At 65.8% G+C, this 23,018-nt stretch carries 7 protein-coding genes and 11 pseudogenes; 15 read left to right on the plus strand and 3 right to left on the minus strand.

The genetic code is table 11. The annotated features are described in order from the left end of the window. The first annotated feature begins 78 nt into the window (after positions 1-78). The 15 genes and pseudogenes from IPL75_09505 to IPL75_09575 all read left to right on the plus strand — a co-directional run bounded on the left by IPL75_09505 (position 79) and on the right by IPL75_09575 (position 17,665). Positions 79-390: pseudogene (locus tag IPL75_09505) on the plus strand (SBBP repeat-containing protein). Positions 391-501: 111 nt separating this feature from the next. Beyond that, positions 502-774, plus strand: a pseudogene (locus tag IPL75_09510) (SBBP repeat-containing protein). Positions 775-1,062: 288 nt separating this feature from the next. Continuing rightward, a pseudogene (locus IPL75_09515) lies at positions 1,063-1,350 on the plus strand (SBBP repeat-containing protein). 129 nt (positions 1,351-1,479) lie between these two features. Then, positions 1,480-1,944, plus strand: a pseudogene (locus tag IPL75_09520) (hypothetical protein). A 258-nt stretch (positions 1,945-2,202) separates the two neighbouring features. Next, positions 2,203-2,814: pseudogene (locus IPL75_09525) on the plus strand (hypothetical protein). Beyond that, a pseudogene (locus IPL75_09530) lies at positions 2,806-3,090 on the plus strand (galactose oxidase). The pseudogenes IPL75_09525 and IPL75_09530 overlap by 9 nt, the downstream one beginning before the upstream one ends. Further along, positions 3,085-3,228: pseudogene (locus tag IPL75_09535) on the plus strand (galactose oxidase). The pseudogenes IPL75_09530 and IPL75_09535 overlap by 6 nt, the downstream one beginning before the upstream one ends. Then, positions 3,223-3,507, plus strand: a pseudogene (locus IPL75_09540) (galactose oxidase). Before IPL75_09535 ends, IPL75_09540 begins: the two co-directional pseudogenes overlap by 6 nt. Further along, positions 3,502-3,645, plus strand: a pseudogene (locus IPL75_09545) (galactose oxidase). The pseudogenes IPL75_09540 and IPL75_09545 overlap by 6 nt, the downstream one beginning before the upstream one ends. Then, positions 3,640-3,786: pseudogene (locus tag IPL75_09550) on the plus strand (galactose oxidase). Before IPL75_09545 ends, IPL75_09550 begins: the two co-directional pseudogenes overlap by 6 nt. Continuing rightward, a pseudogene (locus IPL75_09555) lies at positions 3,781-4,209 on the plus strand (hypothetical protein). The pseudogenes IPL75_09550 and IPL75_09555 overlap by 6 nt, the downstream one beginning before the upstream one ends. A gap of 652 nt (positions 4,210-4,861) precedes the next feature. Next, positions 4,862-12,100, plus strand: coding sequence for an Ig-like domain-containing protein (locus tag IPL75_09560; GenBank protein ID MBK9240489.1), 7,239 nt, complete (start codon positions 4,862-4,864; stop codon positions 12,098-12,100). Positions 12,101-12,362: 262 nt separating this feature from the next. Next, complete coding sequence (locus tag IPL75_09565; GenBank protein MBK9240490.1) at positions 12,363-13,106, plus strand: alpha/beta fold hydrolase; 744 nt, start codon at positions 12,363-12,365, stop codon at positions 13,104-13,106. Between the two features lie 220 nt (positions 13,107-13,326). Next, positions 13,327-16,116, plus strand: a complete 2,790-nt coding sequence (locus IPL75_09570; protein MBK9240491.1) for a serine/threonine-protein kinase — start codon at positions 13,327-13,329, stop codon at positions 16,114-16,116. Between the two features lie 13 nt (positions 16,117-16,129). Continuing rightward, a complete protein-coding gene (locus IPL75_09575; GenBank protein ID MBK9240492.1) occupies positions 16,130-17,665 on the plus strand; it encodes a VCBS repeat-containing protein in 1,536 nt (511 codons plus the stop codon). Positions 17,666-17,775: 110 nt separating this feature from the next. On the opposite strand, the gene IPL75_09580 is transcribed toward IPL75_09575, so the two are convergent. Genes IPL75_09580 through IPL75_09590 form a run of 3 tightly spaced genes read right to left on the minus strand, consistent with a single transcriptional unit; the run spans position 17,776 to position 22,977 of the window. Then, a complete protein-coding gene (locus IPL75_09580) occupies positions 17,776-18,177 on the minus strand; it encodes a transposase (protein MBK9240493.1) in 402 nt (133 codons plus the stop codon). A 4-nt stretch (positions 18,178-18,181) separates the two neighbouring features. After that, positions 18,182-19,858: a DUF1501 domain-containing protein gene (locus IPL75_09585; GenBank protein ID MBK9240494.1), complete on the minus strand. Its 1,677-nt coding sequence runs from the start codon at positions 19,856-19,858 to the stop codon at positions 18,182-18,184. Positions 19,859-19,869: 11 nt separating this feature from the next. Next, complete coding sequence (locus IPL75_09590; protein ID MBK9240495.1) at positions 19,870-22,977, minus strand: PSD1 domain-containing protein; 3,108 nt, start codon at positions 22,975-22,977, stop codon at positions 19,870-19,872. Positions 22,978-23,018: the final 41 nt, after the last annotated feature.

The raw sequence follows: 23,018 nt of genomic DNA on the forward strand, positions 1-23,018 counted from the left end.
CAACTCGAACACGACTTCATCGTCGCACCCGGCGCCGACCCGTCCACGATTCGCCTGCGGTTCGACGGCGCCACGGGCGTGGCGCTGGCGGACAACGGTGATCTGGCAGCGGCGGTCGATGGACGTGAAGTGCGACTGCAGGCACCCGTGGTCTATCAGGAGAATGGGGCGGTGCGGCAGCCCGTCCAGGGGCGCTACGCACTCGACCAGGAGGGAGCCGTGCGCTTTGCGCTCGGTGAGTACGACCGAACGCGCACGCTCGTCATCGACCCGGTGCTGGTGTATTCGACGTATCTGGGGGGCAGCGCACACGATTACGGCCGGGGCATTGCGGTAGACAGCACTGGTGCGGCGTATGTCACGGGCGACACCCAGTCGGCGAATTTCCCAACGACGAATGCGCTGCAGGCCGCGAAGGCGGGCTTTCAAGACGTGTTTGTCGCCAAGCTCGCCTCGGACGGTTCGGCGCTCGTCTATTCGACGTATCTAGGGGGGGGGGCCATTGAGTATGGACTGGGCATTGCGGTGGACAGCGTTGGTGCTGCGTATGTCACGGGCCAGACTTCTTCGACGAATTTTCCAACCGTGAATGCCCTGCAGGGGGCGTTGGCAGGCTCGTCTGACGTGTTCGTGGCCAAGATTGCCCCGGATGGTTCGGCCCTTCTGTATGCGACGTATCTCGGAGGCGATTCCGTTGACGTCGGCCGCGGCATCGCGGTGGACGGCGCTGGTGCTGCGTATGTCACGGGCCAGACGTATTCGACGAATTTCCCAACCGTGAATGCGCTGCAGGGTGCAAACGCTGGAAGTGGGGATGCGTTCATCGCCAGGCTCGCGACGGACGGGTCCGCACTCGTGTTTGGAACGTATCTCGGCGGCAGCGGCAGTGACAATGGCAATGGCGTTGCGGTGGATAGTATCGGTGCCGCTTATGTGGCGGGGGGGACGGACTCAGCCAATTTTCCAACGACGAATGCGCTGCAGGGGGCGAGAGCCGGCTCGGAGGACGCGTTCGTCGTTAAGGTCGTGGCCGGCGGTTCAGCGCTTGTGTATGCGACGTACATCGGGGGCAGCGCCACTGACCGAGCTTACGGCATCGCGTTGGACAGCGTTGGTGCTGCGTATGTCACAGGCATTACGGGTTCGACGAATTTCCCAACCGCGAATGCGCTGCAGGGGGCGTCGGCAGGCAGTTCCGAGGTGTTCGTCACCAAGCTGGCCGCGGACGGTTCAGCGCTTGGATATTCGACGTATCTAGGTGGGGGGAGCGGTGACGTCGGCTATGGTATCGCGGTGGATAGCGTTGGTGCGGCGTATGTCACGGGCGAAACGGTTTCGACGAACTTTCCAACCGTGAATGCGCTTCAGGCGGCCTTCGCTGGAAGTATTGACTCTTTCGTCGCCAAGCTGGCCGCAGGCGGTTCAGCGCTCGTATATTCGACGTATCTAGGGGGGGGGGGCGATGAGTATGGATTTGGCATTTCGGTGGACAGCGTTGGTGCTGCGTATGTCACGGGCCAAACAACATCGACAGGTTTTCCAACCTCGAATGCCCTCCAAGTAGCGAAGTCTGGAAGCAACGACGCTTTCGTTGCCAAGATTGTCGAGCCACCAGACCTGGTTCTCAGTGGCGTGAGTAATCCGCCTGCTGCCGTCAACCAGGGCGACACTTTCGTCGTCACGGACACCACGGCGAACAACGGTTCGGCTGCGGGCGCCTCCACGACGCGCTACTACCTGTCCACCGACAACACAATCACCGGTGGTGATGTGCTCCTGACGGGTACCCGGAGCGTGCCGGCGCTCGGCGCAGGTCTCGAGTCCACTGACACCGTCAACGTGACGGTGCCACTATCGACGACGCCGGGCGCGTATTACCTTGGCGCGTGCGCGGATGACCTTGCGGTCGTTACTGAATTAAGCGAGACAAACAACTGCCGCGCATCCACCACCACGGTGGACGTCACCGCAGCGCTGCCCGACCTGACGGTGATGAGCCTCAGCTCTCCGCCGGCGTCCGTCGAGCAAGGCAACAGCTTCAGTGTGACGGACACCACCGCGAACATCGGCCCTGTGGCGGCAGGCGCCTCGACGACGCGGTATCGGCTGTCGAGCGACAGCACCATCACCGGCGCTGATCCCCTCTTGACGGGTACTCGAAGTGTGCCAGGCCTGGGCGCGGGTCTCGACTCGAGCTTCGGCATCATCGTCACGGTGCCTGGGGCGATCACGCCGGGCACGTACTATCTCGGCGCCTGCGCGGACGATTTGGCTGCGGTCAGCGAGTCAAACGAGACAAACAACTGCCTCGCTTCGCTCTCGACGGTTGTCGTCACTGTGCCGAATTCCGCTCCGACGGCGACGGGCGTGAGCATCACCGGCACGCTGACCGTGGGTCAGGTGCTAACCGGGGCATACACCTACAGTGACGCGGATGGCGATGCCCAGGGCGCCTCCACCTTCCGTTGGCTGCGCAATGGGACGACGGTCATCGGCACGAGTGCGACCTACACGACCCTCGCGGCCGACACCGGCCAGACGCTCAGCTTCGAGGTCACCCCGAAGGCGGCGACTGGCATCACGCCGGGAACAGTCGTGACCAGCAGCGGCGTCGTCATTTTGGCGCCGGTTGCCGAGGGCGCAGGTGTCAACAAGTGGTCAAGGCTGGGGCCCACCGCTCGGCAGAGTCCGGCGATCGCGGAAATCAACGGGATCCTGTACGCCGTCGGCGGCGCAAACGGCAGCCCTCTCGCGACGCTCGAGGCCTACAACCCTGAGACGAACACCTGGACGACGAAAGCGCCCATGCCAACCGCGAGGCAGGACCTGGCTGTGGGAGTGGTGAACGGGGTGTTGTATGCCGTCGGCGGCGCAAGCGGCAGCCCTCTCGCGACGGTGGAAGCCTACGACCCGGCCACGAATACGTGGACGACAAAGGCGTCGATGCCGACGGCGAGGCGCTACCTCGCCGCGGCGGTGGTGAACGGCGTGCTGTACGCCGTGGGAGGCCAAGGCGCCAGCGGGCTGTTGACCACCGTGGAAGCGTACGATCCGGTTGCCAATACCTGGAGCGCGAAGGCCGCGATGCCCACGGCGCGGCGCGAACTCGCGGCGGGTGTGGTGAATGGTGTCTTGTATGCCGTCGGCGGATATAACGCCGGTCACCTTGGGACCGTCGAAGCGTATAACCCGTCGACCAACGCCTGGACGACGAAGACGGCGATGCCAACCCCGCGCGATAGCCTCGGCGTTGGCGTTGCGGGCGGGGTCCTGTATGCCATCGGCGGCTGGAACGGCAGTTATCTGAACACGACGGAAGCCTTTGACCCAGTTGCCAATACCTGGACCTCGAAGGCGGCTATGCCAACGCCGAGATACTACGTTGGGGTGGGAGCGTCGAACGGCGTGGTGTTCGCCGTTGGGGGCTTCAACAGCGGTGTATCACTCGCCAACGTCGAGGCCTACAACACGCTGACCAATGTCTGGACGAAGAAAGCGCCAATGCCCACGGCGCGGTACGCCCACGCCACTGGAGTGGTCGGTGGTGTATTGCATGCCGTTGGAGGCTACAACGGGAGCTATCTTGCAACGGCCGAGGCCTACGACACCGTGGCACGTACGTGGACGACAAAGGCCTCCATGCCCACCGCGCGGGCTGGGCATGCCGTCGGAGTGGTGGGCAGTATCCTGTTTGCCGTCGGCGGGTCCAGCGCAAGCGGCCAGCTTGCGGTGGTGGAAGCGCACGACGCGGTGACGAACACGTGGTCGACGAAAGCCACGATGCCGACCGCGCGAGGCAATCTTGCTGCGGGGGTGGTGAACGGCGTGTTGTATGCCGTTGGGGGCTTCAACGGCACCGGCCAACTCGCCACAGTGGAGGCCTACGATCCTGCGACCAATACGTGGGCGACAAAGGCCGCGATGCCGACCGCCCGGTCTGCGTCCGCAGTGGGCGTGCTCAACGGGGAACTGTACGTCGTCGGCGGGCACAACGGCAGCAGTTCCATCGCAACGGTCGAGGCCTACGATCCGGCGACCAATACGTGGACGACGAAGGCCGCGATGCCGACCGCCAGGCACTTCCTTGGAGTCGGCGTGGCGAACGGCGTGCTGTATGCCGTCGGTGGCTACAACGGAAGCGGCAACCTTTCGACCGCGGAGGCGTACGATCCGGCGACCAACACCTGGAGCGCGAAGGCGGCGATGCCCACCCCGCGGCAGCACCTTTCGGCCGACGTGGTGAACGGCCTTCTGTACGCCGTCGGCGGCACCAACGGCACCGCGCTGGCGACAGTGGAAGCGTACCAGGCGATGAACTTGGCGCCGACGGCGACGAGCGTGAGCATCACCGGCACGCTCACGGTCGGGCAGGTCCTGACCGGGCAGTACACGTTCGGCGATCTGGACTCCGACACGGAAGGCGCGTCGACGTTCCGGTGGCTGCGCAACGGCACGACGGTGGTGGGGACAACCGAGACGTACACGCTGGTGGCGGCGGATGCGGGCCAGACGATCACGTTTGAAGTGACGCCCGTCGCGTCGACAGGGACCTCCCCCGGCGCACCCGCGACCAGCAGCGGGGTGACGATTCTCAACTCCGCCCCGACGGCCACGGGCGTGAGTATCACGGGCACGCTGACGGTCGGACAGGTCCTGACCGGGCAGTACACGTACGGCGATGTGGACTCCGACACGGAAGGCGCGTCGACCTTCCGATGGCTGCGGGGCGGCTCGACGGTCGTCGGCACCAGCAGCACGTACACGCTGGTGGCCGCCGATGCGGGTCAGACGATCACGTTCGAAGTGACGCCGGTGGCGGCCACGGGCACGTCACCCTGGCGCGCCCGCGACGAGCAGCGGCGTGACGATTCTCAACTCCGCCCCGACGGCGACGGGCGTGAGCATCACGGGCACGCAGACGGTCGGTCAGGTGCTGACCGGGGCATACACCTACGGCGACGTGGACGGCGATGCGGAAGGCGTCTCGACGTTCCGGTGGCTGCGCAATGGGGCTACGGTCGTCGGCACGAGCGGCACTTACACGCTGGTGGCGGCGGATGCGGGCCAGACGATCACGTTTGAAGTGACGCCGGTGGCCGCAACGGGCACGTCACCTGGCGCGCCTGCGACGAGCAGCGGCGCGACGATTCTCAACTCGGCCCCAACGGCGACCGGTGTGGGCATCACGGGCACGCTGACGGTGGGCCAGGTGCTGACCGGGGTGTACACCTACGGCGACGTGGACGGCGACCTCGAAGGCGTCTCGACCTTCCGGTGGCTGCGCAATGGGACGACGGTGGTTGGCACGAGCAGCACGTACACCATCGTGGCCGCAGACTCGGGCCAGGCGATCACGTTTGAGGTGACACCGGTCGCGGCGACAGGGACCTCACCTGGTGCGCCGGCCACGAGCGGAGCCGCAACCATTCTCAACTCCGCGCCGACGGCGACGGGCGTGAGCATCACCGGCACGCTCACGGTCGGGCAGGTCCTGACCGGGCAGTACACGTTCGGCGATCTGGACTCCGACACGGAAGGCGCGTCGACGTTCCGGTGGCTGCGCAACGGCACGACGGTGGTGGGGACAACCGGGACGTACACGCTGGTGGCGGCGGATGCGGGCCAGACGATCACGTTTGAAGTGACGCCCGTCGCGTCGACAGGGACCTCCCCCGGCGCACCCGCGACCAGCAGCGGGGTGACGATTCTCAACTCCGCCCCGACGGCCACGGGCGTGAGTATCACGGGCACGCTGACGGTCGGACAGGTCCTGACCGGGCAGTACACGTACGGCGATGTGGACTCCGACACGGAAGGCGCGTCGACCTTCCGATGGCTGCGGGGCGGCTCGACGGTCGTCGGCACCAGCAGCACGTACACGCTGGTGGCCGCCGATGCGGGTCAGACGATCACGTTCGAAGTGACGCCGGTGGCGGCCACGGGCACGTCACCTGGCGCGCCCGCGACGAGCAGCGGCGTGACGATTCTCAACTCCGCCCCGACGGCGACGGGCGTGAGCATCACGGGCACGCAGACGGTCGGTCAGGTGCTGACCGGGGCATACACCTACGGCGACGTGGACGGCGATGCGGAAGGCGTCTCGACGTTCCGGTGGCTGCGCAATGGGGCCACGGTCGTCGGCACGAGCGGCACTTACACGCTGGTGGCGGCGGATGCGGGCCAGACGATCACGTTTGAAGTGACGCCGGTCGCGGCCACGGGCACGTCACCTGGCGCGCCTGCGACGAGCAGCGGCGCGACGATTCTCAACTCTGCGCCGACGGCGACCGGTGTGAGCATCACGGGCACGCTGACGGTGGGTCAGGTGCTGACCGGGGTCTACACCTACGGTGACGTAGACGGCGATGCGGAAGGCGCGTCGACGTTCCGGTGGCTGCGCAACGGCACGACGGTGGTCGGCACGAACGCGACCTACACGCTGGTGGCGGCGGATGCGGGTCAGACGATCACGTTTGAGGTGACACCGGTGGCCGCGACGGGCACGTCTCCGGGTGCGCCAGCGACGAGCAGCGGCGCGACGATTCTCAACTCCGCGCCGACGGCGACGGGCGTGAGCATCACGGGCACGCTGACCGTGGGCCAGGTGCTGACCGGGGTGTACACGTACGGCGACGTGGACGGCGACCTCGAAGGCGTCTCGACATTCCGGTGGCTGCGCAATGGGACGACGGTGGTTGGCACCGGCGGGACGTACACGCTGGTGGCGGCTGATGCGGGCCAGGCGATCACGTTTGAAGTGACGCCGGTGGCCGCAACGGGCACGTCACCTGGCGCGCCGGCGACGAGCGGGGCCGCGACCGTTCTCAACTCCGCCCCGACCGCGACGGGCGTGAGCATCACCGGCACGCTGACCGTGGGCCAGGTGCTGGCCGGGGTCTATACGTACGGCGATGTGGACGGCGATGCCGAAGGCGTCTCGACGTTCCGGTGGCTGCGCAATGGCACGACGGTCGTCGGCACGAGCGCGACCTATACGCTGGTGGCTGCGGACGCGGGCCAGACGATCACATTTGAGGTGACACCCGTCGCGGCGACAGGCACGTTGCCGGGCACGCCGGCCACGAGCGGAGCCGCGACCATTCTCAACTCCGCGCCGACCGCGACGGGCGTGAGCATCACCGGCACGCTGACGGTGGGCCAGGTGCTGACCGGGGTGTACACCTACGGCGACGTGGACGGCGATGCGGAAGGCGCGTCGACATTCCGGTGGCTGCGCAATGGCACGACGGTCGTCGGCACGAGCAGCACGTACACCATCGTGGCCGCAGACTCGGGCCAGGCGATCACGTTTGAGGTGACACCGGTCGCGGCGACAGGGACCTCACCTGGTGCGCCGGCCACGAGCGGAGCCGCAACCATTCTCAACTCCGCGCCGACGGCGACGGGCGTGAGCATCACGGGCACGCTGACGGTCGGTCAGGTGCTGACCGGGGCATACACCTACGGCGACGTGGACGGCGACGCGGAAGGAACGTCGACGTTCCGGTGGCTGCGGAACGGAACCACGGTGGTTGGCACGAACGCGACCTACACGCTCGTGGCGGCTGATGCGGGCCAGGCGATCACGTTTGAAGTGACGCCGGTCGCGGCAACGGGCACGTCGCCGGGAGCGCCGGCGACGAGTGGGGCCGCGACGATTCTCAACTCCGCCCCAACGGCGACCGGTGTGGGCATCACGGGCACGCTGACGGTGGGCCAGGTGCTGACCGGGCAGTACACCTACGGCGATGTGGACTCCGACGCGGAAGGGACGTCCACCTTCCGGTGGTTGCGTGGCGGATCGACGGTCGTGGGTACCAGCAGCACGTACACGCTGGTGGCCGCCGATGCGGGTCAGACGATCACGTTTGAAGTGACGCCAGTCGCGGCGACCGGCACCTCTCCTGGCGCCCCAGCGACCAGCGCAGGCGTGACGATTCTCAACTCCGCCCCGACGGCGACGAGCGTGAGCATCACCGGCACGCTCACGGTCGGGCAGGTCTTGACCGGGCAGTACACCTACGGCGATGTGGACGGCGACCTCGAAGGCACGTCGACGTTCCGGTGGCTGCGCAACGGCTCGACGGTGGTCGGCACGAGCAGCACGTACACGCTGGTGGCCGGCGATGCGGGTCAGACGATCACGTTTGAAGTGACGCCAGTCGCCGCGACGGGGACGTCGCCGGGCGCGCCGGCCACGAGTGGCGGCGTGACGATTCTCAACTCCGCTCCAACGGCCACGGGCGTGAGTATCACCGGCACGCTCACGGTCGGGCAGCTTCTGACCGGGCAGTACACGTACGGCGACGTGGATAGCGACCTCGAAGGCACGTCCACGTTCCGGTGGCTGCGCAACGGCTCGACGGTGGTCGGCACGAGCAGCACCTACACGCTGGTGGCGGCGGATGCGGGCCAGACGATCACGTTCGAAGTGACGCCTGTGGCGGCCACCGGCACGTCACCCGGTGTGGCTGCGACGAGCGGGGGCGTGACGATTCTCAACTCCGCCCCGACAGCGACGAGCGTGAGTATCACGGGCACGCTCACGGTCGGGCAGGTGCTGACGGGACAGTACACGTACGGCGATGTGGACTCCGACGCGGAAGGGACGTCCACCTTCCGGTGGTTGCGTGGCGGCTCGACCGTCGTCGGCACCGCCAGCACCTACACGCTGGTGGCGGCGGATGCGGGCCAGACGATCACGTTTGAAGTGACACCCGTGGCGGCGACGGGCACGTCACCCGGTGTGGCTGCGACGAGCAGCGGTGTGACGATTCTCAACTCCGCCCCGACGGCGACGGGCGTGAGCATCACGGGTACGCTCACGGTCGGGCAGGTCCTGACCGGGCAGTACACCTACGGCGATGTGGACGCCGACCTCGAAGGGGTGTCGACGTTCCGATGGTTGCGGAACGGCACAACGTCGGTCGGCACGAGCAGCACCTACACGCTGGTGGCGGCGGATGCGGGCCAGACGATCACGTTTGAAGTGACACCGGTCGCGGCGACCGGCACCTCTCCTGGCGTCCCAGCGACCAGCGCAGGCGTGACGATTCTCAACTCCGCGCCAACGGCGACGAGCGTCGGGATCACGGGCACGCTGACGGTCGGGCAGGTCCTGACCGGGCAGTACACGTACGGCGATGTGGACTCCGACACGGAAGGCGCGTCGACGTTCCGATGGTTGCGCAACGGCACGACGGTGGTGGGGACAACCGGGACGTACACGCTGGGGGCGGCCGATGCGGGCCAGTCGATCACGTTTGAAGTGACGCCGGTGGCGGCGACCGGGACCTCCCCTGGTACGCCGGCGACCAGTGCGGGCGTGACGATTCTCAACTCCGCCCCGACAGCCACGGGCGTGAGTATCACGGGCACGCTCACGGTCGGGCAGGTGCTGACCGGGCAGTACACGTACGGCGATCTGGACTCCGACTCGGAAGGGACGTCCACCTTCCGGTGGTTGCGTGGCGGATCGACGGTCGTGGGCACGAGCAGCACGTACACGATGGTGGCCGCCGATGCGGGTCAGACGATCACGTTTGAAGTGACGCCAGTCGCCGCGACCGGCACATCCCCAGGATCGCCGGCGACCAGCAGCGGGGTGACGATTCTCAACTCCGCCCCGACAGCGACGAGCGTGAGCATCACGGGCACGGTCACGGTCGGGCAGCTTCTGACCGGGCAGTACACGTACGGCGACGTGGACGCCGACCTCGAATGGGTGTCGACGTTCCGGTGGCTGCGCAACGGATCGACGGTGGTCGGCACGAGCAGCACCTACACGCTGGTGGCGGCGGATGCGGGTCAGACGATCACCTTTGAGGTGACGCCCGCCGCCGCGACCGGCACATCCCCTGGCGTCCCAGCGACCAGCGCAGGCGTGACGATTCTCAACTCCGCGCCAACGGCGACGAGCGTCGGGATCACGGGCACGCTGACGGTCGGGCAGGTCCTGACCGGGCAGTACACGTACGGCGATGTGGACTCCGACACGGAAGGCGCGTCGACGTTCCGATGGTTGCGCAACGGCACGACGGTGGTGGGGACAAACGGCACGTACACATTGGTGGCCGCGGACGCGGGCCAGACGATCACGTTCGAAGTGACGCCAGTCGCGGCCACGGGGACGTCACCTGGCGCGCCGGCGACGAGTGGCGGCGTGACGATTCTCAACTCCGCGCCGACGGCGACCGGTGTGGGCATCACGGGCACGCTGACGGTGGGCCAGGTGCTGACCGGGCAGTACACGTACGGCGATGTGGACTCCGACGCGGAAGGGACGTCCACCTTCCGGTGGCTGCGCAACGGCTCGACGGTGGTCGGCACGAGCAGCACGTACACGCTGGTGGCCGGCGATGCGGGTCAGACGATCACGTTTGAGGTGACGCCCGTCGCGGCCACGGGGACGTCACCTGGCGCGCCGGCGACCAGCAGTGGCGCGACGATTCTCAACTCCGCCCCGACGGCGACGGGCGTGAGCATCACGGGCACGCTGACGGTGGGCCAGGTGCTGACCGGGCAGTACACCTACGGCGACGTGGACGCGGACCTGGAAGGCGCGTCGGCATTCCGGTGGCTGCGCAATGGGACGACGGTCGTTGGTACCGGCGGGACGTACACGCTGGTGGCCGCAGACGCGGGCCAGACGATCACGTTTGAGGTGACGCCGGTGGCCGCGACGGGCACGTCACCAGGCGCGCCGGCGACCAGCAGCGGCGCGACGATTCTCAACTCGGCCCCGACAGCGACGAGCGTGAGCATCACCGGCACGCTGACGGTCGGCCAGGTGCTGACCGGGGCATATTCGTATGGCGATGTGGACGGCGATGCGGAAGGCGTCTCGACATTCCGGTGGCTGCGCAATGGGACAACCGTCGTCGGCACGAACGCGACCTACACACTGGTGGCGGCCGACTCGGGCCAGACGATCACGTTTGAAGTGACCCCCGTCGCGGCAACCGGGACGTCACCAGGCGCGCCTGCGACCAGCAGCGGCGTGACGATTCTCAACTCCGCGCCGACGGCGACGGGCGTGAGCATCACGGGCACGCTGACGGTCGGGCAGGTGCTGACCGGTGCCTACACCTACGGTGACGTGGACGGCGACCTCGAAGGCGCGTCGACGTTCCGGTGGCTGCGGAATGGGACCACGGTCGTCGGCACGAGCGGCACTTACACGCTGGTGGCGGCGGATGCGGGCCAGGCGATCACGTTTGAAGTGACGCCGGTGGCCGCAACGGGCACGTCACCTGGCACGCCGGCGACGAGCGGGGCCGCGACGATTCTCAACTCCGCCCCGACGGCGACGAGCGTGAGCATCACCGGCACGCTCACGGTCGGGCAACTCCTGACCGGACAGTACACCTACGGCGACGTGGACGGCGACCTCGAAGGCGTCTCGACGTTCCGGTGGTTGCGCGGCGGCTCGACGGTCGTCGGCACCGGCAGCACCTACACGCTGGTGGCGGCGGACTCGGGTCAGACGATCACCTTTCAGGTGACGCCGGTCGCGGCAACGGGGACATCCCCCGGCGCGCCCGCGACCAGCGCGGGCGTGTCGATTGGAGGGGGGGCGCCCACGCTCTTGTCCATAGATGTCACGCCAAGATATGCCTCGATGCTGAAGGGCGCCACGATGCAATTTGCGGCGATGGGGCGCTACAGTGATGGCAGCACGCAGGACATCACTCTCAGCGTGACCTGGTCGTCTTCGAGGGAATCGGTGGCGACAATTGACAACACCGGGCGAGCATCTGGCGTCGGCATCGGCTTGGCGAATATCAAGGCGAAACTCGGCGCAATCTCGGACTCGACACTTCTGTTCGTGTGGCCGCCCACGCTTGTGAGTGTCACCGTCACCCCCACAAACCCATCAATCCGCAGTGGCGCTTCTGAGCAGTTCAGGGCGACAGGGACGTACTCGGACGGCAGCACCAGAAACATCACAAGGGACGTCACATGGTCATCGTCAAACACATCCGTTGCGAGGATCAATCGCGACGGCAGGGCCACGGGCGATCGAACGGGCACAACGACCATCAAAGCGGCGTCAGGTGGGATTTCAGACTCGACGGTTTTGACGGTGACCAGGCGGTGAAATAGCACCGGCATCGCCCTGGGAACGGGGCGATGCCGCACTGCCACCCAGGCGCGACGCGTGCCGAAGTTCACAGGATTGCACACGCGATGAGGAAGGTCTGCCGTGACCCCGTCCGGGTAGAAAGGTCACGGTCAGGACAAAAGTTCCGGCAGCCGAGTAGTTCCTACGCGTACCGGTCCGTCGGTGAGTCCCACGCCGTGGGACGGCCCCGTGTACCGGGCCGATCCCGACGGCAAGAACCTTGCTGCGGCTAGGCCGCATGAGCGCACCAGGTCAACCAGTCGGCGTGTTGATACCCGTGGGCCGCAACGCCCTGCGGGGCGATCTGGCCATCCCGCGAAGTGCCCGGGGGGTTGTCATTTTTGCACACGGGAGCGGCAGCAGCCGCCACAGTTCGCGCAACCAGTATGTGGCGCGGTATCTGACGCGGTGCGGCTTCGCCACGCTGCTGATCGACCTGCTGACCGAAGATGAAGAGGTGGCTGATACGCCCAGCGGCCACCTTCGATTCGACATCGCCCGGCTCGCGCTGCGGCTTGTGGCCATTCTGGATTGGGTGTCGTCTGAGCCGGAGCTGGACTCGCTTCCCGTCGGCCTGTTCGGCGCGAGCACCGGTGGCGCTGCCGCGCTGGTGGCCGCGGCCGAGCATCCCCATCAGGTGGCGGCGGTGGTGTCGCGCGGAGGCCGGCCGGACCTGGCCGGGGCCGCGCTTTCGGGTGTGATGGCCCCGACCCTGCTTCTGGTGGGGGCCGATGACGCGGCGTTGATCGCCCTGAACCGCGAGGCCATGTCCCGGATGCATTGCACCGTGTCGCTGCAGCCCGTCGAGGGAGCGACGCACCTGTTCGAGGAGCCAGGACCGCTCGAGGCCGTCGCCACCGCCGCCGGGCTATGGTTCCAGCGCTTCCTGAGCGAAGCGTCAGAAGACCGCTTTCTTCCCAGTTCTCCACAGGTGTATTGCGACCGATCAGCACGCGTGATTCTCCCGGCGCCCCGGCGATAGATTCGTGTCCTCGTAGGGCGGCCTGGGTCTCAAGGCCGAGGCGCTCCTTCCGTACGTAGCTCGGCCTGCTCTTCAAGGCCGAGGCCGTTCCCCTCGGGCTTGAGGAGCAGCCCGAGCTACGTGCGGTTTCGCGCTGATCGCCATCATCCCGTCCGTAGCTCGGCCTGTTCTTCAAGGCCGAGGCCCTCGATTGGCGCGGCAGGTATAATCCGCGCACCCTATGCCCCTGCCGTCCGGCACAAAAATCGGTATCTACGCGATTGTCTCGAAACTCGGCGAAGGCGGAATGGGCGAGGTCTACGTCGCGCGCGACACCAGGCTCGACCGCGACGTGGCGCTGAAGGTCCTTCCGGAACTCTTCACCAGCGACCCCGATCGCCTCGCGCGCTTCGAACGCGAAGCCAAGGTGCTGGCGTCCCTCAATCACCCGAACATCGCGCAGGTGTACGGGTTCGAGGGGAACGCCATCGCGATGGAGCTGGTGGATGGCGACACCCTCGAAGCCATGATATCGGGGTCCCGGGGTCCCGGAGTCCAGGGGTCGACTAGTCCCGAGGTCCAGGAGTCCGTCGGACTGCCACTGGACCGCGTCCTGCCGATCATGCGGCAGATTGCGATTGCGCTTGAAGCGGCGCACGACCAGGGCATCATCCACCGCGACCTGAAGCCGGCAAATGTGAAGGTCCGCGAAGACGGCACGGTAAAGGTGCTGGACTTCGGACTCGCGAAAGCGTTCGCCGCCGATGCGGAGAGCGCGGCCTCTGTGTCCAATTCACCCACGCTCACCGCGCGCTCGACGCAGATGGGGATGATTCTCGGGACGGCCGCCTACATGGCGCCAGAGCAGGCGAAGGGCCGCCCCGTCGATAGACGCGCCGACGTCTGGGCCTTCGGCGTCGTCTTCTTCGAGATGCTCGCGGGTCGTCGTGCGTTCGAGGGCGACGATGTGTCGGAGGTGCTGGCGTCGGTGCTGAAGACGGAGCCGGAGTGGAGCGCATTGCCGGCAGACTTGCCGGGGCCCGTGCGGCGACTGCTCAGGCGCTGCCTCGAGAAAGATCCGAAGAAGCGGCTCCGTGACGTTGGCGAAGGCATGTTGCAGTTGGAGGAAGGCCTCGCCACCGGATCCACGTCGTCAATCATGATGCCGGCGGTTGGCGATGCCAGTGTGTCGGGTGCGATGCCGGCAGCGCCGAGTCCGTTATGGCGACGGATGCTGCCAGTGGCCGCCGTGGTGGTGCTGACTGCCGGCGCCTACGCGGGCATCAATGCGTGGATGGCGCCACCGCCTGCCGATCCTCCGAGGCCGGTCAGATTCCAGCACGAGATTCCGCCGGCCTCTCCGATGTGGGTGTCCGGTGATCTTCGCGATCTCGCCGTGTCACCGGACGGAGGGGTGATTGTGTATGCCGTCCAGGAGCGATCCGGGTCACCCGAATTGTGGGTGCGACGGCTCGACCAACTTGAGGGTGCGCCGCTACGTGGTGCCGAGGGCGCCGGTGGTCCGTTTGTATCAGCCGACAGTCAGTGGGTCGGATTCGTCGACTCGAGCGATCGGGCAGCGGTGAAAAAGGTCTCGATTCTCGGTGGCCCGCCGGTGCCAGTGACGCGCCTCGCCGCAGGCGTTCATGGGGCGGCATGGATGACTGATGGCACCATCGTGTTTGGTATGCGAGGTGGACCCCTTCAGAGCGTCGGCCAGGCAGGCGGTGAGCCCGTGGCCCTCACGACCCTCGACAAGGAAGCCGGGGATGTGGAGCATCTCTGGCCGGCTGAGGTCCCCGGCACGTCGGTGGTGCTTTTTGTGACGGGGTCTGGAACCACTCCAGCGCTTGGCGGTCAGTTGGCGGCGTTCGACCGCGCCACCGGCCGCATTGCGCGCCTCAAGCTCGCGGGAGTGCACCCGCGGTACTTGCCGACGGGGCACGTCGTGTATGCCGTCTCCGACGGATCACTGAGGGCCGTGGCATTTGATGTCAGCACGATGACCGTGGCGGCGAATTCGGTGCCGGTGCTGGAAGGTGTGGCAATCAAGCCTACCGGCGCCGCGAATTTTGATACCTCTCGCGATGGCGCACTTGTGTACGGCGGAGGCGGCAATACGATGGCCGCCCTGCGGACGATCAACTGGACGAGCCGAACCGGGAAAGAGACCGCGATTCCGGCGGCCCCCCGCAACTACTACTACGCCCGCATTTCGCCTGATGGCAGTCAGCTGTCACTTGATGCGCGCGACCAGGAGCAGGACATCTGGATCTTTGACATTCGTCGTGAACATCTTGACCGGCTCACAGACACACCAGGCGCCGACCAGTACGGCCTCTGGGCCACGGGCGGGCAGCGCGTGGTGTTCAACTCCGAGGTCAAGGGCAAAAGCGAAATCTACCAGATGCGCCCGGATGGGACGGGTGGAATGGAGCAGTTGACCGACGCCTCGAAGGAGAAGGTCACCCCGTATCCCAATGCGATTACCCCGGATGGCAAGCAGGTCATCTTTCGGGCGGCGTCTGGTGTCGGCAAGAACGACTTGTGGATCTCATCCGCGACCGGCGACCGGTCCGTCAGCAAACTCCTGGCCAGTGAACATGATGAACGGAACGCCACGCTCTCGCCCGACGGCAAATGGATGGCGTATGAGTCTGACGACTCGGGGCGGTACGAGGTGTACGTGCGGCCGTTCCCTGACGTCAACAGTCGCAAATCGCCGGTCTCCACGAGCGGTGGCACCGAGCCCCTGTGGTCGCCCACCGGCAAGGAGATCTTCTACGTGTCTGAAGACAACCGGATGATGGCGGTGCCCGTATCAACCGCAAGCGGCTTTGTGGCCGAGAAACCCGTCGTGCTGTTTGACGCCATGCCGTACTACTTTGGGGGCCAGGGCCGGAACTACGATGTGACCAAAGATGGCCTGCGGTTCGTCATGGTCAAGAATCCCCCCAGCCTCGTCGGCCGGTCCATGCCGATTCTCGTGGTGCTGAACTGGGCCGAAGAACTCAAGTCGAAGATCAAGTGAGGCATCCAAAACAGTGCGCATCCTCTTCATCTCTTTCACAGCCGTCCTGACCGCCGCGGTTCAGGGGCCGCCAACTCGGCTCTGGATCGACGCCACAGCCACCACCATTGGTGATACCGGCAACTGGACCAATAAAGTCGAGATTGCCGACATCAATGGCGATGGTCGCCTCGATCTCCTGTTCGCCAATGGCGGCAACTACTCGGAACCCGGGCCGCCAGAAGCGAACGTCGCGTTCATCAATCGCGGGCAGGGCCAGCGATTCGAAAACGTCAGTACAAAGGTGTTTGGTCCCATCCCCGACATCGCCAGGGTGATTAAGGCGCGCGACATCAACGCCGACGGGCTCACCGACATCATCGTCGGAACCACGTATCAGACGCAGAGCCGGCTGTATCTGGGCACCGGCGAGGGCGCGTTCACTGAAGTGACGGCCACGCACCTTCCGCAGGGGCCGGCCAGCATCGGTGACCTCGAGGTGGGCGACGTCGATCTCGATGGCGATCTGGACATGGCGCTGGCCGACTGGGGCCCGGGCAACAACATGACAAACGACGGTGGCCGCACGAGGCTGTGGCTCAACGACGGCACTGGCCACTTCTCGGACGCGACCACGGCGCAGATGCCCGCACCTCTGGTCCGCTTTTCATGGGACCTCGAACTGGCGGACGTGGACAACGACTACGACCTGGACGTGCTGGTGTCATGCAAGCGCTGCACAGGGGGTTACCTGTTCCGCAACGACGGCAAAGGCAAGTTCACCGACGACCCCCGCGCGCTGCCGCAATACACGAACAACTACGAATACGAGCTGATGGATCTGGACGGCGACAACTTCCTCGACATCGTCACCATCAACGACGGCGAGATTGTGAAGGAAGGCGGCTCGAATCGTCGCGAGCATGTCTTCAGGAATGACGGCAAGGGACGTTTCCGCGATGCCACAGCCCAGTGGTGGCAGCCGAGCGAGAACATCGGCGAAGACGACAACATGGTGGCGTTCCTCGACTACGACTCGGACGGCGATGCCGACTTCGTCATCGGCTCACTTAGCGGTCCCGATCGGCTGATGATGAACGATGGCAAGGGGCATCTCACGGTCGCGTTGGATGTGTTTGTTGGGGCGGACACACCGGGCACGCTCGGCCTGTCGCTCGGCGATCTCGATGGCGACGGCCGCATGGACGTGGTGCAGGCGCAGGGCGAACATCCCACGGCGATTCAGGAACGCGTGTTCCTGGGCTCGGGCCTCAAGCCCGACACCGCGCCGCCTGTTGTCTCGATGGTGAGCGCGGTGACGCCCGCCACCGGAGGGCGCACCACCATCCGCGCCCGTGTGCACGATCGCAAGAGCCCGACGCTGCCGACCGAGTGGAAACGCGTCGTGGTTGAGTGGACGTCGGCCGTCGGGCCGCAGACGACGCCGCTGCGTTGGTATGGCGAGTATCTCTGGACGGCTGAGTTGCCGGCTGCCATCGCCGCCGGCGCAACCTATCGCGTCTGCGCCACAGATGCTGCCGGCAACAGCGCTTGTTCGATTCCAAAGTAACGCGGATTGGTGGTTATCTCGGCCTTGAGGAGCAGGCCGAGCTACGTTCGGAGTTACCAGGAAGAGCTACGTTCAGGATTTGAGGGTTAGCACGTAGCTCGGGCTGTTCCTCAAGCCCGAGGCCGCAGTTCGTCGTACGTGCAACTCCAACTGAACGGATAGTCCACCGCTTGGTCCACCAGACCGGCCCGGACGGGATTGGTCAGAATGTAGTCGATGACCCTTTGTGTCCCTTCGGTTCGCCGCAGCACGCGTTCATGGTACCCGTCCTGCCAGAGCCCCTGTGGACAGGTGAACTTCGTAGCGGTGGTTGTGTAGCGCCGGAACACGTAGACAAAGCGGCGAAAGTCGGCTTTCTCGCTCACGCCTTCCACCAGCGCGTGGACATGATCTGGCATAAACACGTACGCAAAAACTGCAAACTGATGGCGCTCAGATGTGCGCAGCAATTCCAATCGGCAGGCCTCGACAACCGCCGCCTGCTCAAACCATCGACGCCGGTTCCGCAGCACATCGTCAGGAAATATCGGGCCGCGCCCGTGGGGTCCCGAGGGCCCCAGGGGCGGGGGGGGCGGTGCGGCCGTCAGCGCCGGGGGGGGTGCGGGGCAACTCCCCGCGGCTGGAGGAACAGCCCGAGCTTGCGGTCGCCTCCTCGGGGCCGGGAACAGCCCGAGCCACGGGCCGCGGGCTTGAGGACCGGGGACGGAGGGCTCTCGGGCTGTTCCTCACCCGGGACACTTGGATGATGTCGTGGATGACTTTGCCGGCGACATCCGTCAGACGGAAATCGCGGCCGCTGTAGCGGTAGGTGAGCTTGGTGTGGTCGATGCCCATCAGGTGGAGGATCGTCGCGTGCAGGTCGTGGACGTGCACAGGGTTCTCCACGGCCTTGAAGCCGAAGTCGTCGGTGGCGCCGTAGGTCATGCCGCCCTTGATGCCGCCGCCGGCCAACCACATCGTGAACCCGAAGGGGTTGTGATCGCGGCCGTTCTGCGTAGTGCCCGCACCGCCGCCCACTTCCACCACCGGCGTCCGGCCAAACTCGGAGCCGCACACCACGAGCGTGTCTTCGAACAAGCCGCGTGACTTGAGGTCCTTGATGACCGCCGCGAACGGCTGGTCCGAATCCTTCGCGTTCTTGCGGTGCAACTGAATGTCGCTGTGGTGATCCCAGGGGTCGCCGGCCGCGTAATACACCTGCACCATGCGCACGCCGCGCTCGACAAGCCGCACGGCCATCAGGCAGCCGCGTGCCGTGCTGCCCATGCCGTAGAGCTTCAGCGTCGCTTCCGACTCCTTGCGGATATCAAACACATCCGGCGCTTCCGTCTGCATCCGATACGCCACTTCCATCGAGCTGATGGCCGCCTCCAGCTGCGGGTCGCGCACCTCACCGGTCTGCCGCATCTTGTCGAGCTTCGCGAGCAGGTCCAGTTCGCGCCGCTGCTCGGGCAGCGTGAAGTCCTTGTTGTGGATGAACGACACCAGCTTCTTCGGGTCGAAGTCTTTGCCGATGATCTGATCGGGCCGTTCCACCTTGTCGGCGATGAACGTGCCCTGGTGCATCGCCGGCAGGAACGCGTTGTTCCACAGCGGCGGCCCCACCGTGGTGGGCACCTGCGGACACAACACCACAAAGCCGGGCAGGTTCTTGTTGTCCGACCCCAGGCCGTACGTGAGCCACGCGCCCATCGACGGCCGGCCCGCCTGCGTGTGGCCGGTATTCATCATGAGCATCGACGGCTCGTGATTCGGAATGTCGGTATGCATCGATCGCACGAAGCAGATGTCGTCGGCGCATTCGCCCACATGCGGGAACAACTCGCTGACCTCGATGCCGCTCTTGCCGTAGCGCTTGAACTCAAACGGCGACTTCAACAACATCCCGGTCTTGCGTTCAGTGGCCACCTCGCCGCCCGGCAGCGGCTGTCCGTGATACTTCGCCAGCATCGGCTTGGGATCGAAGCTGTCCACCTGCGACACACCGCCGTTCATGAACAGGAAGATGACGCGTTTGGCGCGAGCCGGATGGTCCAGCTTCCGCGGCGCCTGACCAGGCAGGCGATCCTCAAACGCCCCAACGGTGGCGAGTGATTCACCGACAAGGCTGGCAAACGCCAGCATGCCGAAGCCGTTGCCCATTTTGCAGAGGGCATCGCGGCGGGTGACGGGGCGCGTAAATCGGTGAGACATGGGGGCCACAGCTAATTCAGGAACAGGAACTCATTCGAACTGAGCAGGATCTTCACGTAGCGCCCGAACGCGGTCACGGGCTTCTTCTTCTCATCCGGCGGGCCAGCCGCACCGGGCATCACGCCGGCCATCATGCCGTCGGGCGCCGGGGCCCCGGGCGGCGCCGCCACCACAGGTGACGATGGTGGTGCTGGCGCCGTGGCTGCCGGGGCCGCTTGCGGCTTCGCGCCTGCGCCCATCTTTGCCGCAGCCGCCGCATCCTCAGCGTCCTTCGCGTCTTTCAGTTCCTTCGCCTTGCGCTCTTCGTACTGGCGCATCGGCTCGGCATCCAGGAACTCCAGCCCGGCCGCCAGTTCAGGCGCTGTCGGCGTCCTGCCAAAGATCAGCCGATACGCCTTCCTGATACGCGCGTCGTCAGTCAGTTCGCTGTTGACCCGCTCGGCGATGCGTTCGGCCTGCTGCTGCATGAAGTCGCTGTTCATCAGGAACAGCCGCTGCAGCGGCACGTTGGTGTTGAAGCGCTTTTCCGCCGACTGCATCGGACTGGGGAAGTCGAACAGCTGCAGGAAGTCGTCCAGCCGGTAGCGGCTGATCTTTCCGTACACCGTCCGGCGTCCAGAGAGCGGCGTCAGCACCGTGGACGGTCCACCCATCTTGTCTTCGAGTGACCCGGCCACAAACAGCACCGAGTCGCGCAACTGCTCGGCACTCAGACGCGCGCGATTGCTGCGCCAGTACAGCCGATTCCCCGCGTCCTTGTCGAAGTTGGCCGCGTCATGTGTGGTGCTGAGCTGGTACACCGCGCTGCGCAGAATCTCGCGATGCAACGCCTTGATCGATCGCCCGTTGGCGATGAAATACTGCGCCAGGTAGTCGAGCAGCTCCGGATGACTCGGCTTCTCAGCGTTCCACCCAAAGTTGCTGGGCGTATCCACCAGGCCCGTTCCGAAGTGACCCTTCCAGATGCGATTGACGATGACGCGGGCGGAGATGGGTTGGGCGATGATGGCGTCCGCCAGTTCCAGGCGGCCGCTGCCTTTCGAGAAGGCCTGGCGTTCGGGTGTGCCGAGCACCGACAGGAAACCGCGCGGCACTTCCGGCCCCGAGCGATAGGCGCTGCCGCGAATGGCCACTTTCAGGTTGACCGGGGGCGTGGGATATTCGCGGACGCCGTGCACGTACGGATACGGCTCTGGCAGCGCCTTCTGCATCGCGGCAATGTCATCGCGCAGGCCCTGAACGAGTGCCCGCCGGTCGGGTCCCAGCTGCCGCTCGAGTCCCCATCCACGGAACGCGAGCAATCCGGGTGTGGGCATCATGCCCGACCCGGGATTATTCGGGCTGTCGAGATCGCGCGAAAACACATCCGTCCACAAACTGGTCCGATCAATCGGCATTGTCTTCAGCTCGAGACCGCAGCCGGGGCAGAAGTCGTCGTTGGTCACGAAGGCGTTTGGTTTGTTCAGGCGCTCTTTGGGCTTGGTGCCGGGCAGCGCCTTGGCCGCAATGATGTCGTTCTCGATCTTCACTTCGCGACGTGCGAGCAGCACGTCGATCACCAAATCCTGGAACTCGCCGGCCAGGCGCTTCGCCTGGTCTTCCGTGCCGCCGCTCTTGACCATCTCCTGCCACGGTGTGAGGAACGGATAAAACGTGGGCGGCTTCCCAAGAAATCTCAGCCAGCGGTCGAACAGCTCATGGTCCAGCTTCTGGGCCTCAACGACTTTGGCTTTCTCGTCCTTGGGCTCGCCCGTCACGCGCCACGCCGCCACCATGTATTTCGACGCCTGGAACGCGAGCGTCTCCGCCAATTGCTGTGATTCGTTCTGCAGATACTGCCCAAGCAGTTCCTGCTTCTTTTCAATCTTCTTTTCCTGCGCCTTGAACTCGTCCACCACCGCTTTGGGCGCCTGCGGATACTCGTGGTATTCGGTGTTCAGGAAGACGCCGCCGAGGGCGTAGTAGTCCGTGGTCGGAATGGGATCGTACTTGTGGTCGTGGCAGCGCGCGCAGCCCACCGTGAGGCCCAGGAAGCCGCGGCTCACCGCGTCCACGCGGTCGTGCCGTTCGTCCGCGCGCGTGATTTCCACGGCGCCGTTGTCGTAATACCAGGGGCCCAGACCGAGGAAACCGAGCGCCGGCAAGTTGCGCACGCGCACCGTCTCGTCCATGAGGTCGGCCGCCAGTTGCGCTTTCACGAACTGGTCATACGGCATGTCGCTGTTAAACGCCTTGATGACCCAGTCGCGGTAGAGATACGCGTGGGGATACGGATTGAAACCCCGTCCCTCCGGATCCAGACTCCGATAGTCGTCTTCGCCGTAACGGGCGACGTCCAGCCACATGCGTCCCCACGTCTCGCCATACTTCGGTGATGCCAGCAGGCGATCCACAAGACGCGCGAAGGCCGTGGGCGAGTTGTCCTTCAGGAACCCGTCCACTTCTTCAGGTGTGGGCGGAACGCCCGTCAGGTCCAGCGTGGTCCGTCGAATCAACGCAAGCTTGTCGGCTGCGGCAACGGGCCGCATGCCTTCCCGTTCGAGGCGTGCCAGCACAAAGCGATCGATGTCGGTCTTTGCCCAGGACGTGTTCTTGACCACCGGCACGGCCGGACGCGCCAACGGCTGGATGGACCAGAACGCGCGATGCGCCGGCGTGATCTCCATCACGCGCGGCGCGGCAGGCGCGGCGGCAGGTTTGGCGGCGCTTGCCGGCCATTGCGCACCGGCGCGCACCCACTCGGCCAGCACTTCGATATCTTCGGGCTTCAGCTTCGACTTGCCCTTCGGCATGCGTGGCGCCGACGGGTCCGCTTGCCGCACGGCCTGCACCAACAGACTCTGGTCCGGATTGCCGGGCACAATCGCCGGCCCCGACTCGCCACCGCGAAGCAGCGCCTCGCGCGAATCCACGCGCAGGTCGCCCTTGGCCTCTTCAGCGTGGCACTCGTAACACGCCGCCGCCAGGATCGGCCGCACCCGCGTTTCGAAGAACTCCGGCGTTTGCGCGGCCGCTGCCAATTGCTGGTCGTCGGCCCGCACCGTGACCACCGTGACAAGCAACCCGGCGGTGAAGACGCAGCTCGCGATGAAGCGCGCGCGCAAGAATATTTGACGCATTCAACAGCACCCCATTGGTAGGTGGCCTATTATGGACGCCG

The organism is Acidobacteriota bacterium, from assembly GCA_016716905.1.
Lineage (GTDB): Bacteria > Acidobacteriota > Vicinamibacteria > Vicinamibacterales > SCN-69-37 > SYFT01.